At 46.9% G+C, this 14352-nt stretch carries 14 protein-coding genes; 10 read left to right on the top strand and 4 right to left on the bottom strand.

Annotated features, from left to right (window positions below):
- Nucleotides 1-291: 291 nt before the first annotated feature.
- From MKX40_RS28710 to MKX40_RS28685, 6 genes are all read left to right on the top strand, one after another.
- The gene (locus MKX40_RS28710; protein WP_339243229.1) at nucleotides 292-1362 is read left to right on the top strand and encodes an ABC transporter substrate-binding protein; all 1071 of its coding nucleotides are present in this window, start codon (nucleotides 292-294) and stop codon (nucleotides 1360-1362) included.
- Nucleotides 1363-1472: 110 nt separating this feature from the next.
- Nucleotides 1473-2399: a nucleoside hydrolase gene (locus MKX40_RS28705; RefSeq protein ID WP_339243227.1), complete on the top strand. Its 927-nt coding sequence runs from the start codon at nucleotides 1473-1475 to the stop codon at nucleotides 2397-2399.
- A 204-nt stretch (nucleotides 2400-2603) separates the two neighbouring features.
- Nucleotides 2604-3425: an ABC transporter permease gene (locus MKX40_RS28700; RefSeq protein ID WP_036612869.1), complete on the top strand. Its 822-nt coding sequence runs from the start codon at nucleotides 2604-2606 to the stop codon at nucleotides 3423-3425.
- A gap of 4 nt (nucleotides 3426-3429) precedes the next feature.
- Complete coding sequence (locus MKX40_RS28695) at nucleotides 3430-4221, top strand: ABC transporter permease (RefSeq protein WP_124116640.1); 792 nt, start codon at nucleotides 3430-3432, stop codon at nucleotides 4219-4221.
- Between the two features lie 18 nt (nucleotides 4222-4239).
- A complete protein-coding gene (locus tag MKX40_RS28690) occupies nucleotides 4240-5298 on the top strand; it encodes an ABC transporter ATP-binding protein (RefSeq protein WP_339238458.1) in 1059 nt (352 codons plus the stop codon).
- Between the two features lie 175 nt (nucleotides 5299-5473).
- A complete protein-coding gene (locus tag MKX40_RS28685; RefSeq protein ID WP_339238456.1) occupies nucleotides 5474-7216 on the top strand; it encodes an adenine deaminase C-terminal domain-containing protein in 1743 nt (580 codons plus the stop codon).
- 181 nt (nucleotides 7217-7397) lie between these two features.
- On the opposite strand, the gene MKX40_RS28680 is transcribed toward MKX40_RS28685, so the two are convergent.
- Nucleotides 7398-7583: a hypothetical protein gene (locus tag MKX40_RS28680; RefSeq protein ID WP_339238454.1), complete on the bottom strand. Its 186-nt coding sequence runs from the start codon at nucleotides 7581-7583 to the stop codon at nucleotides 7398-7400.
- A gap of 117 nt (nucleotides 7584-7700) precedes the next feature.
- A complete protein-coding gene (locus MKX40_RS28675; protein ID WP_339238452.1) occupies nucleotides 7701-8132 on the bottom strand; it encodes an SMI1/KNR4 family protein in 432 nt (143 codons plus the stop codon).
- A 702-nt stretch (nucleotides 8133-8834) separates the two neighbouring features.
- On the opposite strand from MKX40_RS28675, the gene MKX40_RS28670 reads away from it, so the two are divergent.
- Nucleotides 8835-9572, top strand: coding sequence for an HAD family hydrolase (locus MKX40_RS28670; RefSeq protein WP_339238450.1), 738 nt, complete (start codon nucleotides 8835-8837; stop codon nucleotides 9570-9572).
- Between the two features lie 97 nt (nucleotides 9573-9669).
- Here the strand turns inward: MKX40_RS28670 and MKX40_RS28665 are convergent, their stop codons facing one another.
- Nucleotides 9670-10020, bottom strand: a complete 351-nt coding sequence (locus tag MKX40_RS28665) for a cupin (RefSeq protein ID WP_339238448.1) — start codon at nucleotides 10018-10020, stop codon at nucleotides 9670-9672.
- Between the two features lie 358 nt (nucleotides 10021-10378).
- Here MKX40_RS28665 and MKX40_RS28660 point away from each other — a divergent pair, with 358 nt between their 5' ends.
- The 3 genes from MKX40_RS28660 (at nucleotide 10379) to MKX40_RS28650 (ending at nucleotide 12814) form a co-directional block, all read left to right on the top strand.
- Nucleotides 10379-10858 carry a DNA starvation/stationary phase protection protein gene (locus MKX40_RS28660; RefSeq protein WP_339238446.1) on the top strand — a complete coding sequence of 160 codons (480 nt, stop codon included), beginning with the start codon at nucleotides 10379-10381 and terminating at the stop codon, nucleotides 10856-10858.
- Nucleotides 10859-10985: 127 nt separating this feature from the next.
- Nucleotides 10986-12197: a nitric oxide synthase oxygenase gene (locus tag MKX40_RS28655; protein WP_339243226.1), complete on the top strand. Its 1212-nt coding sequence runs from the start codon at nucleotides 10986-10988 to the stop codon at nucleotides 12195-12197.
- A 152-nt stretch (nucleotides 12198-12349) separates the two neighbouring features.
- The gene (locus tag MKX40_RS28650) at nucleotides 12350-12814 is read left to right on the top strand and encodes an NUDIX domain-containing protein (protein ID WP_339238444.1); all 465 of its coding nucleotides are present in this window, start codon (nucleotides 12350-12352) and stop codon (nucleotides 12812-12814) included.
- 63 nt (nucleotides 12815-12877) lie between these two features.
- On the opposite strand, the gene MKX40_RS28645 is transcribed toward MKX40_RS28650, so the two are convergent.
- Nucleotides 12878-14104 (bottom strand): MFS transporter, encoded by a 1227-nt coding sequence (locus MKX40_RS28645; protein ID WP_339238442.1) that lies wholly within the window; start codon nucleotides 14102-14104, stop codon nucleotides 12878-12880.
- Between the last annotated feature and the right edge of the window lie 248 nt (nucleotides 14105-14352).

The following is a 14352-nucleotide window of genomic DNA, read 5'->3' as shown; positions in this document are numbered from 1 at the left end:
GTTTACGAAGAAAAGTGTTCTTGTTTATACAAGAATGCTTTTCTTTTTGTTTTTTAAGTCGAACTAGCCCTGTATAACACATCATATTCTTCGAAAATCAGAAAGACCTTTCAATCGCTGTTATCCCCAGATTTCTTTTATTCCCTTATCTAAGGGAGAAATCTTGTGATAAAGGCGAACACTTCGTTTCTCCAGGTTCTTTCTGTTTTCTACGTAAGATGTGTTATCAAGCTAGTTCAACTTATTGGTTGGGTTGTTAAAACACATATATCAGGGGGAATCAGGATCATGATGAAAAAGTGGATTAGCGGTTTGGCAGCAGTGGCAATGACATCGGTATTACTTGCAGGTTGTGGCAGCAGCACAGAGGATGCAGCAGGTGGATCAGGCAGTGGGGGAACAGCAGCTACCAAATTGGTTATCTCCACTTGGGGCTTCTCCGAAGATTTCTTCAATGAATCGGTATTTGGTCCTTTTGAAAAAGAACATAATGTAGACATCGTACTGGAAGTCGGCAATAACGCTGAACGTCTGAACAAAATTCGTCAGGGTACATCCAATGTCGATGTTATCTACCTATCTGACTACTATGCACAACAAGGTATTGATGAAGGTTTGTTTGAAAAAATCGACCGCTCCAAAATTCCAAATGTAAATGACATTTATGATATTGCCAAAGCCCCGCTTGGTGAAGATTATGGCCCGGCTTACACAGTTGGACAACTCGGAATCGCTTATAACCCGGACCTCGTTTCCAAAGAAGTGACTTCATGGAGTGACCTGTGGGACCCGGCGTTTGAGGGTAATCTGACTATCCCGAATATTACGGCAACAGCAGGCCCGATGGTTGTGGATGCAGCTTCTCGTGTAGCTGGTAATGATACGTTTAATGAAGATGCGGCATTTGCTGAACTGAAAAAACTGAGCGGCAATGTGGTGAAATTCTATAGCCAAACGTCCGAGTTCGTGAACATGTTCTCTCAGGAAGAGATTGCAGGCGGACCGATCATGGAAATGTATTTCAAAGATCTGAAAGCAGCTGTACCTAATGCGAAGTTTGTTACACCGAGTGAAGGTGCATATGCCGTGATGAACACGATCAATGTCGTGAAGGGTAGCAAAAATAAAGAACTGGCTGAAGAATTCATTAACTGGCAGCTTAGCCAAGATGTACAAGCAAAATCTGCTAAAGCTAAAGTTGACTCTCCGGTTAATACCAAGGTTGAACTGACTGCTGAAGAAGCAGAAGGCGTAACCTACGGTGCTGACGTTGTTGAGAAACTGAACAAGCTGGATATGGAATTCGTCAATCAACAGGTTAAAGGCTGGACAGATCGTTGGAACCGCGAGATTGCACAATAAAAACAAGTAACCGACTGACTTAAAAGTTTTCTTGGATCAACATGTTCAACTTATCATTTGCAGCAAGCAACCAATCACCGTATAGGAGTTGAGAACGGATGAGTGAATCGCTGAATCGCATCATTATGGATGTGGACACGGGGATTGACGATGCACTGGCAATTTTGCTGGCGGTCAAAAGCCGGAAGCTGGACATTCTCGGTATCACCACAGTCTGTGGGAACGTATCACTCCAGCAGGCAACAGAGAATACGTGCAAAATCCTTGAACTTGCGGGTGCACCTGAAATTCCGGTGATTGCTGGAGCGGCAGGACCCCTTACTCGCAAGTCGCATTATGAACACCGGGTACATGGACAGGACGGATTGGGCGGTGCGCTGCCTGATCCGGCGGTGTCCAAACAAGCCGAGGAAGGTTTTGCGCCGGACTTTATCGTGGAGCAAGCCAAGTTGTATCCAGGCGAACTGACATTGATCATGACTGCTCCATTAACCAATCTGGCACTCGCGCTGATGAAGTGTCCTGAATTGCCTTCTTTATTGAAGGAAGTCATCTTCATGGGTGGCGTGGTTCGCGGACATGGCAACATTACGCCGACAGCCGAGTACAACACATACGCTGATCCAGAGGCGGCACGCATCGTATTGCACGCAGGCATCGAGAAACTTACACAAGTCGGACTGGATGTGACGCGTCAAACGCTGTTGAATGAAGCAACGATTGAGCGTCTCACCGATCCTGCACTGCGCGCGTACGTGGCTCAGAGCACGGAGATCTACATCAACCGGTATGAACAAATGAACGGTGTTCGCGCTTGCGCGTTGCATGATCCACTGGCCGTGGGCGTAGCCCTTGCCCCCGAACTCGTTGGACGCAAATCGTATTACGTCGATGTCGAAACCGCCAGCCGCTTGTGCGATGGCCAGATGGTATGCGACTTCCAAAACCGTTTGGGCGAGCAGCCCAACACCCTCGTCTGCGAAACCGTAGACGCAGAAAGCTTCCTTGAACTGTTTATCAACGCGTTAAACGCGTAGTTGCTCTGCCCCAATTAGATATTTATACGATTGCGGAGAGTGCAGAACCGATCTGGAGAAGCGAAGCGTTCCCCTTTATCCCCCGATTTTTACCTATGAAAATAAATCATTAAATCGGGGGATAACAGGGATCGAAGGACGGTACTGCAATCGGAGTACTCAAGTATCAATCTCGAATTAAATTTACAAGTCAGGAGTATGGCGATGAAAAAATCAGTAATCTACTGGCTATTGCTGCCGGGGTTCGTGTTTTTGGCGGCATTTATGATCATTCCGATTGTCCTGACGATCGGATCGACGTTTTTCCAAGAAAACTCCTTCACGTTTGAAGGATACATGCATTTTTTCAGAGACCCATACTTTTTGAAAATACTGCTTACGACGCTGCAAGTCAGCGTGGTCACCACCATCGTCTGTGTGGTGCTCGGATTCCCGACAGCTTATTATATTTCGCAGAAAGCGCCGCGCCGCAAAGGCATTTTGCTGGCACTGGCGATCTTCCCGCTGCTGACCAGCCCGGTCGTGCGTTCGTTTAGCTGGATGATCATCCTTGGACGCAAAGGGCTGATCAACAACACCCTTGTTGGTCTGGGGATCGTGGACAAACCATTGGATATTCTGTACACGCCAGCAGCGATGATGATCGGTCTGACGCATCTGTTCCTGCCATTGATGATTATCTCTCTGGTGGGCGTGCTGGAGAACATTGACGGTGATTTGCTCAAGGCAGCGCAAAGTCTCGGCGCATCGCGCATTACGGCATTCCGCCGGGTTGTATTCCCACTGGCTGTGCCAGGACTTGTGATCGGAGCCGTGCTTGTCTTTGTCGGAAGCCTGACGGCGTATACCACACCTGCCCTCCTTGGAGGCAAGCAGCGCGTGATTGCTACGTTCCTGTATCAGAACGCCATGACTCTCAACGACTGGTATCTGGCCTCGGTTGTTGCCGCGATTATGATTGTGATTACATTTGTCGTGGTCGGTGTCATGAACAAAATGGCCAAAACTTTAAATCCGAAGGGGTAGACATATGCGGGAGAAACATATCGGGCTGGGCCTGTTCAGTCTGCTGGTCTTTATCTTTCTGCTGGGCCCGCTTCTGATCATATCGATCACTTCGTTTGAACCGGGAACGGTACTCAAATTTCCGCCGGAAGGGTTCTCCTTCCGCTGGTATGAGAATATTTTCAACACAGGCGGTTTCCTCCGCACGTTCCAGACGTCCATCATCATTTCCTTGCTGGGGAACCTGTTGGCACTGGTGCTTGGAGTTCCGGCTGCGTATGCACTTAGTCGTTACGATTTCAAAGGCAAGTCCGTGCTGAATGCACTGTTCCTGTCCCCGGTACTGATCCCGGGAATCGTGCTTGGTTTTACATTGATGAAATATCTGATCGTAATCTACCATCTGCCGATGTACCTTGGACTATTGATTGGTCATACGATTATCATGCTTCCATTCATCATTCGGGTTATCGCGTCGAGTCTGTCGAGCTTTGACTTCGCCGTGGAAGAAGCTGCGCTGAGTCTTGGGGCGGGACGGGTGAGAACGTTCTTCACAATAGTGCTTCCCAACATCCGCTCAGGCATTATCGCTGCAGTGTTGATTGCCTTCCTGGAATCGTTCAACAACGTGGACATCTCGGTATTCATGACCGGACCAGGAGTTAGTACATTGCCAATTCAGATGCTGACGTATGTGGAGAATTACTTTGACCCAACGATTGCAGCGATTTCCATGCTATTGATGGTACTGACCGGACTTTTAATGTTCGTGATCGAACGGATCATGGGCGGATTTTCATACTTTACTAAACGTTAATTGGAGGCGCAGAACGCTATGGCATTGCTGACATTAGACCACGTATCCGTGGCATACGATAAGCAGACAATCCTGAAGGATTTTCAGTTGGAGCTGGAAAAAGGTAAACTGCTCTCCCTGCTCGGACCGAGCGGTTGCGGCAAAACAACTACGCTGCGCCTCATCGCCGGATTTCTGGAAGCATCACAGGGCAAGTTTATGTTCGGCGGCAAGGATTATACGAAAGTTCCGGCGAACAAGCGCAACTTCGGATTTGTATTTCAGAGTTATGCATTATTCCCGCATTTGTCTGTCTATGACAACGTGGCCTTTGGCCTGCGGATGCGCAAGGTGAAAGACAAGGATATCTCTTCCCGTGTAATGCGAATCCTGGAAGTTGTTAACCTGAACGGATTTGAGAAACGTTTTCCACAAGAACTGTCTGGTGGACAGCGTCAGCGTGTGGCCATTGCTCGCGCATTGGTTATTGAGCCTGACCTGCTCTTGTTCGACGAACCACTCAGTAACCTGGATGCGAACCTGCGCCTGAACATGCGGGTGGAGATTCGCCGGATTCAGCAAGAGCTGGGCATTACAACGTTGTATGTCTCTCATGACCAGGAAGAGTGCTTCTCGATCTCTGATCAGGTAGCCATCATGAACAAAGGTGTGGTCGAGCAGCTCGACCGCCCGGAAACGATTTTCAAATATCCGGCAACGGAGTTTGTCGCACGATTCATCGGATTCCATAACTTTATTGAATTCGCGGATCGCAGCGATGCAGGTGAAGTCATCACATTACATGCGGGTGGACGCACATTTACAGCAACAGCACATCCCGGAACAGCACGTCCCGGTGCACGTAAAGGCGCGATTCGCCCGGATGATCTGATCGTAAGTGGTGATACCTCTGCGGATGTGGTGAACGCTTTGCCGGGCATTATCAAAGTCAGCACGTATCTGGGACGCAGCTATCAGTATGTAGTTGAGACGGAACTGGGTGACTTTACAGCCAATCAGGAGATGGAGACACCGTACCTTAGCGGGCAGCGTGTTAGCCTGATCTTCCCACAGGACAAGCTTGTACTGGTAGAGTAGCGATGAATATATGGAATAGCTTGAAGAAATAAGAGCAGCAAAGAAGGCAACTCATGCGATGATTCCGGATGATGGCGGTGGTGCGCAGTCATGTGCAGCACAGCAGATTAAAGTGCAGGTTCATTGTCCGGTTCGGATCGCAGTGAAATGCTTGTGAAGAAGGAGATTATGCCCCATGCGTGCAGATCAACTGATTGTGAATGTACATGTGTATAACAGTTATTATAAACGATTTGAAATGAACAACGTCGCTGCTGTGTTGGACGGCAGATTCCTATATGTTGGACCCGGTGGACCGGAGATGATTCAGGCAGACGAAGTCATTGATGCACGAGGAAGATACATGATTCCTGGTTTGATCGATATCCATCTGCATATTGAAAGTACGATGGTGACACCGGAAACCTTTTCCCATGGCTTGATTGGCTGCGGGGTAACGTCCATTGTTGCAGAACCGCATGAAATGGCGAATGTGTTTGGGCTTGAAGGAGTTCAGGAGATGATGGCTGCAAGTCGAGAGACGATGGTGGACATGTTCTATGCGATCCCAAGCTCCGTTCCGGCAACCCCGATGGAGACGACAGGTGGTTCGATTGAAATCGAAGATATGGACGTGCTGCTCGCCACTGGCGAGATTATCTGTCTGGGTGAGATCATGAACTATGTCGATGTCATCCGTGATCCGGAGTGCAAGACGAACCAGATTTTACAGCATATCCGCAAAAACTATCCCGATCTCGTGATCGAAGGTCATACACCGAAACTGCTTGGACTCGATCTGCATCGACTGATCTACGCAGGTATTGATTCCGATCATACCCATCAGAGCATTGAGGGATTACAGGCACGGATTGCAGCAGGTATGTTTATTGAAATCCAGGAGAAATCGATGACGCCTGAAGTCATGGAGTATCTGATTCAACATGATGTGGCACAGCACTTCTGCTTCGTCACAGATGATGTGATGCCGGATTCACTGGTGGAGCGTGGTCATCTGGATCATATCGTACGCAAGGCAATTCAGATGGGGATGCGTCCGGAAGATGCGATCTACGCAGCAACGTCTACCCCTGCTTCCCGGATGAAAATGACCGATCGCGGCAGCATTGCCCCTGGCAAAGTGGCCGATTATGTGCTGGTATCCAACTTGCATGATCTCTCCATTGATCAGGTGTACAAAAATGGCCGCAAAGCTTATGACGATTACGAACCGTATAAGCAGGAACGGATCATCGGGCAATTCCCACCTCACTTCTATAAGAGTGTGCAGTTAGAGAAACTGGGCGCAGCAGATTTTGCTATTCAGTTGTCCGACCCGAAAGTCAGTGGATCAGGTGTTGATCTCGCTGGTGAAGGTGAGTACCAATGCCGTGTCATGATGGTGAAGGATGGTTCTACTTTTGTGGAAGAACATATTGCACCGGTTCAGTCTTCGGATGGCGAATTGCGCTGGGAAGAGAGCGGATATGCGCAGATCGCGACCTTTGAACGTTATGGTGTGAACGGCAATCGAGCACATGGCTTGATCGGTGGAGACACCATCAAACGAGGCGCCATTGCAACGACATATTCACATGACAATCATAACCTGCTGGTTGTAGGACGTAATCGTGAAGATATGATATTGGCAGCTAACAACGTAATTTCGAGCCAGGGTGGCTTCTGCGTGGTGGAAGATGGCAAGGTGCTGTCCCATCTTGAACTTCCCGTAGGTGGCATTCTGACGGAAGAACCACTCGCAGTGGTATCCCATCAAGTGAAGGAACTGCGTGCAGCCATGTTGTCTCTTGGTTACGTGCATTACAACCCGATCATGTCGATCAGCACTCATTCTCTCGCGGTAAGTCCGGCGCTGAAGATCACGGACCATGGCCTGATTGATGTGAATGCAGGTAAGGTTGTATCGTTGATTGTTTAAGTGGGATAGACACATCTGGTGGTCTTCTTCCGATGATTGATTAGATTATTCGTTGTTATATCGTTGGTGTGTTCTATAAGAAAAAGAAGTCCCGGTTCATTCAAGTGAACCGGGGCTTCTTTTTGGCAAATTCATATACGTATTATTATGTTCTTGTAATTATAGTTAATACGAACCCTGTTTATATTAATTTCTCTGGATTCTTCACCTTAATGGAGACCACTTCTCCGCAATCCAGACAAACCGTGTACATTTTTTCCACACCGAGAGTCATTTTCTTATCCAATGGACGAAGGTTGATATAGTCCGATGCTTCTACAAAAGATGTTCCTCCGCAATCATGACATTTCTTTTCTGATATATTCATAAGTTCATTCCACCTTTTGTTCATTTGTAATGTGTTCATTAATATAATATCCATTAAATGGAAATACAAAATTATCTAATTATTCATCGTAGATTAGGGTCCGTTAGTCCGTGTAAACTAAATTTTTATTTTGCCTTCTAAAGTCCACTCCAAATATTTGGACACTGAAGGTGCGACCCATTTTCGGCTGTCATTTTCATGATTCCACACAAACACGTCATCTCTACACGTTCCATCCCCTGTCACAGGAAAAGCAAATAAATCCCCAATCCCACTTTCCCCGAAGAAGAGCAGGTGATCAAAGGGCATATAGTAATCTTGGGAGTGGTCATCCCGATAATGTCTGTTTTCATACTTAATTCGATCTTCTGACCAGATAAGTCCCAAATCGTAAATAGCTCTGACTCCATTGGTTTCGAGCAATATTTCTTTTAATTCACGAGGGAGCGTAACCTGTAAGGAGTCTTCCACCTTTGCAATGTCATCACCAGATGCAGGGGGACTGAACGTGTACTCCTTCGAAATGCTATGAAGATGCTCTTTCCACATGAATAAAGGCCTCCTCGATATATTCTAACTGTCAGTAACGAATGAAACGATATGTAATTGATTGAAAAAAGAAGTCCTTCTTAACTAAAAAGGCTACTGATTTTGATGTAGCGCAGTAATGTTATGTAAGGACTACTCTTCTAACTCCAGTTTACCAAGTTAGCCAACCGCTCGTTCGTTTATAGTTGTGCAGAAGATCGTATTGCTCGTGGTACATGAGACGCTTCATTCTGGTTCGATATTGATGATAATCGTGCTTTCGATTCGGTTTGCTTTCTTTGTTGAAATGAGTGTTCTTGATTCCTTTACGGTGATCTTTCAGCTTTTCTTTTCTTGGATCAATGAACTTCTTGTTGTGTCTCTGTGCAAAAGCTGTTTCATTTTCCCATGATTGAATCTCTTCCTGTGTGAACATCTTCATCCCGTTGTACCGGGCTAGATTTTGGCTTGAGTAGCCAGTGCCTTGAGTACAACTAATAGAAGAAGAATTTTGGGTTGAACATCGTCATCACCTCAGATTTAATCATCCTTATTTTAACATATAAAGCCGTCCGATCAATTCTGGTCTAAGCGTTATTATGGGCACTGTTCTGGAGTAGAGATGATCACGCAACAAATCCCTTTTGGACGAGGCATAGGAATACATATATAGTAGTAAGAAAAGAGTGTTTGGACGCAAAAGCAGGAGGATAGACAACCATTATGAGTGAATTAAATAATGCCAAAACCATATTTTTCGACGTAGATGATACGTTATATGATCACTTGCAGCCGCTTCGCGGGGCGTTGCAGGACGTTCTCGGCCTGCCGGATAATTTCCCTTATGCTGATGCCTATCACCGTTTTCGTTATTACAGTGACTGGCTGTCTGCACAAGAAGATCTGTCTGCTGTACCGGAGCCGGATGCGGTGGAGCGAATGCGCCGTCGGAGGTTTGAGCTGACGATGGAGGAGTTTGGACTCGCCCTACAACCAGGTCAGGCTGAAGAACTGCAAGCTCGGTATCTGAGCAGACAGTTTGAGATTGTGCCTTTTGAAGGAGCCTATGAGCTAATTAGAAGGCTTCAGGCAGAGGGCCATACCGTTGGACTAATCACCAATGGAGAAGGAGAGCATCAGCGGCGCAAGCTTGAAGCATTGGATGTGCTCAGTCTCGTGGACGAGCATCTGATCTTCATCTCTGGTACGACTGGTTATGCGAAACCGGATCGCAGATTGTTTGAATATGTGAGTAAGCAGTCCGGGACAGATGCCCGTTCCAGCTATTACATCGGAGACTCGTGGCGTAATGATGTGGTAGGTGCAGTGGATGCAGGCTGGAAGGTTATCTGGTTCAATCATCGGGAGGCGCTGCCGGAATCCGATCATCAGCCTCATTTTGTAGCATCGAGCTATGAAGAGATCAGTCGTATTCTGACTTTTGAGGTTGTCCGAGTTTAAGGAGATATTTGTTGAAAGGAGCAGTCCTGTTACCGTTTTAGGTGCAGGTCTGCTTTTTAGTGTTTAAAGAAGGACTCCATTTCTTACGTTATACCTTCTATAAAGGCATTAATAATGACATGTCTAACTCTTCGCTTTCAATTACAATGGCCATGAGTCCAGCTTCTGTTTTGGTTTCGTGCCATTCATGTTTATCCCAGAGTACGGCTTCCCCACAATGCACTTTAATGTATTCATTTGCTTCGCCTCTAACCCAACCTTCTCCACTTACGATCAAAAGCAGTTGAGGAACCACAGCTTGGTGATAACCGACTACTCCACCCTGTGGCAAGTGCATACATCCGATATGAGCTGTTTTGTCGGTCTGCGTAATACGTGACATGACGAAATTAGAATCAAATTGGGTAATCTTTTTCCCTGACTCTTCTTTAAATTGAAATATCCTCATGTTTACCTCCGCAATCGTGACTAAGTTAACTTCCTACAAAGGCAACGTTCCTTATGATGGTATCATCCTAATCCAAAATAATATGGAAACCCCATCAGATGAGTCTATCATAGCTCCAATCGTTGAGGAATAGTTTGTTTACAACTCTCATTTCGTTAATGCCTGTGCCGTTGATTCTATGAAGTTATACTTCATGGAATCTTCATTCACAAGACAGTGCAAAAGCCTTCCCAAACTATAAATGCAGTGTTATAATTAAAACAAGATTTAGATTAAGTCTAAATTAAAACGATGAATCAAAGCAGCGCCATAACAATCATTTACATTCTATTTTTATATTCGAGAGGGGATAAATTCCATGAGCACAATCCAAACTAGAAACAACACTTTTGCTAACAATGCCACAGCACTTCAAGATGTCCTGAACCGTCAGATCGCAGGTTGGTCCGTATTGTACACGAAACTGCATAACTTCCACTGGTATGTCCAAGGACCTCATTTCTTCACACTGCATGCCAAATTTGAAGAACTGTACAACCTGGCTACGGCGAACATGGACGAAGTTGCAGAACGTTTGCTTGCCATTGGTGGACGTCCGGTGGCTACGATGGCTGAACAGCTGCGTCTGTCTCCAATTGAAGAGGTACAAGGCCAATTGTCTGCTGAGCGTATGGTAGAGTCGGTGGTTGCTGATCTGCGTACCATGGTGGAAGTGATTCATCAAGGTATTCACGAAGCGGGAGAAGCAGAAGATAACGCAACGGAAGATATGTTAATTGGATTCACCGCTGCGCTGGATAAAGAGGTCTGGATGTTAAACGCATTTCTGGGCAAATAAGCAAAGTTACCCTTCATCCTGACAACGATATGTAGAGTCCGTGAACAAAGTGCCCGTTCGCTTACAAATCCAGTGCGCTTGCCGTATAATGATGGCATCCAAGATGTACAGAATGGTGGAATGAATGATGCGGTCAGACCTGGAACAATTGCAGGAAGAAGCTGAACGGTTTATATATACATGTTATGAAGAGCTGGGCCATTCGCGTGAAGATGCGCAGGCCCGGCTTGTTGCTGTTATGGAGGAGATCGAAGTAACGGGTACCTATGTGCATACCACAGAAGAATTGGAACAGGGTTGCAAAATGGCCTGGCGGAACAGCAACCGTTGCATCGGGCGGCTGTTCTGGGATAAATTGCGGATTGTGGATGCCCGTCATGCCGATACGGCAGGAACGGCAGCTGATGCTGTGTTGAATCATATTCATGTGGCATCCAACGGAGGCAAGGTCATTCCGATGATTACAATTCTTCCTCCGGATGGTCCGAATGGAGCCCCGGTACGTGTCTGGAATCATCAGCTCATTCGTTATGCAGGATATGAGACAGAGCAAGGCATTATTGGCGATCCTGCTTCCGTGGAGCTGACCAAGGTAGCCATGTCACTTGGCTGGCAAGGAACAGGTGGCTCTTATGATGTGTTACCGCTCATCATTCAGGCACAAGGACAAGCGCCAGAGTGGTATGTTATACCCGAAGAAGAGATTGTGGAAGTGATGATTGAGCACCCGGAGCAGAAGGAAATTGCTGAGCTGGGTATGCGTTGGTATGGTGTGCCGATGATCGCCGATATGCGTCTGGAGATTGGCGGTATATCTTACCCGGCAGCGCCGTTTAATGGTTGGTATATGGGTACGGAGATTGGCGCCCGTAATCTGGCGGACACGTTCCGCTATAACAAGTTGCCTGCGGTGGCGGCAGCGTTTGGGTTGAATACATCAAGTGAAACGACATTATGGAAGGACCGGGCTTTGGTGGAACTGAATGTCGCTGTGCTGCATTCATTTAAGAAAGCAGGCGTGAGCATTGTGGATCACCACACGGCAGCAGCGCAATTTGCGATGTTTGAACAGCGGGAAGAGAAGGCTGGGCGTGAGCTGACCGGGGATTGGGTGTGGCTGATTCCGCCAGTGTCCCCGGCGACAACGCATATTTTTCACGGCTCGTATCGCAATGAGATTGTGAAGCCGAACTTTTTCCATCAGGATCAGGCGTATACCCTGAAAGATGGCGTGGCATCTGCAGCAGAGCTGCGAAGCAGCGAGCAGCAGAATGCACAGGTAGAGCATCCCCAGCCACTGGCCGGGGATGCACCAATGAAATGCCCGTTTGCACATTAAATTGTGCAGACCGGTTATTTTTTGTGATCCTTTTTTATCAAATAAAGGGCTATAAAATAGGAAAAAACGAAGAAGATTCTTTCTCTATATGGAAATATATAACATGCCTATAATGAGGTCATGGCTTCACATAAGGGAGGGAACAACAATCCATGGGTTACATTGAAACGTTGCGAGGAATGATTGGCAATGCTCCTGTTATTCTGGTGAGACCGAGTATACTGATCTTGAATAAGACGGGTGAGCTTCTATTGGTTCGACATCTGGATGACACTTGGGGAGTACCGGGTGGATTTATGGAGCTCGGCGAATCGGTGGAAGAGTCTGCAATACGAGAGGTCAGAGAAGAGATTGGGATAGAGATTAAGAAACTTCATCTGTATGGCGTCTTCTCAGGAAAAGAGTTATATACGAAATTAAGAAATGGGCATGAATACTACAATGTGGTCATTGGTTATGTTTGCACGGAGTATGAGGGAGAATTGAAGCCAGATGGGGTGGAAGTTCTTGAAGCAAAGTTTTACAAACCAACCGAATTACCTGACAGGACTGACCCTTACTTAAAAAGCAAAATCCAAGAAAATGCAGTGAACATCGCAACATTATTGGGAAAATAATCTTGCCAATAAAGGGATGACCTCCGTCATATTCATGACTTGTGGGACGTCTCCCTTTTGCGTTTACACCCGTCTTGTCTTGTACCGTCTGCGCATCACGGCTTGAACTACAATAGCAACAGCAATCAGCAACAGATTGAACACAAACACGGAGTACAGCGAACCAACCTCTATCAGCAGCGCTGCAACCAGTGGGGATACGATGGAGCCAATCTCAGCCGCAGAGACAATTTTGCCTATGACAGAGCTTCGACTCTCATCGGGGATATGATCACCGACATGGGCAAAGAACGAGTCCATGTAACATGCCCCGCCAACCCCGCCGATCAGCATGCCAACGTAGACCCATAGATGGGATGACGTGCTTAGAAATACAGCAACTTCGATGCCAATCAGGAACATGCCGAGCATACATAGCAACAGACGATCCCCCATCCGGTCAGAGAGATAACCAACAAGGGGTGCAGCGGCAAGCGTAGAAATCCCGGATACAGTGAAGGCGAGACTGGTTGCAAAGGGGTCCCAATGCATGATGTGAGCTGCATACAATGCGAAGTAGGTGAGAAACACCGCATAGGCGCTCATCTCCAGAAAATGTACTGTACCATAGCCGAGAAGCTGCTGACGCTGGGTAAGCTCTGTAGTTGGGCTAATCGTTATTGAGTCGGAAGCTTGATTGGATTGGGAGATACCCGTACCTTGCGTATGCAGTGCATCGGATTTTGTTGAAGGTAAAGGAGGTGCCGTCATCTTCATTCCCATCGCAGCGACCACAGCCATCAGACAACATAACGCAACAAGCAGAAAAGGAACTGACAGAGGCCAGTGCAGCGCGAGCCAGCCACTAATAACCGGACCGAGCACCATTCCGCCACCCTCACTGCTGCTGATATATCCATTATACAGGCCGCGGTTGTCTGCATTGCCCCCATCTCCGATGATGGAACGCACGACCACGGTAAGCCCGGTGGAAGCCAGCCCTTGCAGCAGTCGGAGCAGGCCGAACAACACCGCAGCAGTAGACACCGCAAAGCCACCCATGCAGACAGCGAGCAGTAACAGCATGAGGATGAGAGCACGTTTACCCCCGAGTTTCTTATAAATTGCCGCAGCAGGAATGCCACCAATCACTTTCCCCACATAGAAAAGCGCAAAAATAACCCCCATCATCCAGCCAGACAGGCCAAATTCCTCAATAAACAAAGGAAACAGGGGCAGGATCATGAACCCGCCCATCTGACTAAGGAAACAAATCGTTATCAGCAAAGGCAGATTACGACGAATATCCAAGAGCCAAGACTCCTTTCACATATAAAATGGAATCCCAAACGTGCTTCATATCCCAAAGGAATGCGTAGATATCGACATATATCCGTAATGTATGCAGGATTTTTGAGAATAAGAAGAAAATGACACGCGGCGTTTACATCAAAACCATTGCGGTTATACCTGAATCATATATAATAGATGGGTTATCTATAAGGATGCATGAACGAAAGTAACAGAATAAAGAGGTACCTCAAGTATAAGGGGGCGAT

Source organism: Paenibacillus sp. FSL R5-0517 (assembly GCF_037974355.1).
GTDB lineage: Bacteria > Bacillota > Bacilli > Paenibacillales > Paenibacillaceae > Paenibacillus.
The sequence above is the reverse complement of the archived record's forward strand: the minus strand, read 5'-3'. Positions and strand labels throughout refer to the sequence as shown.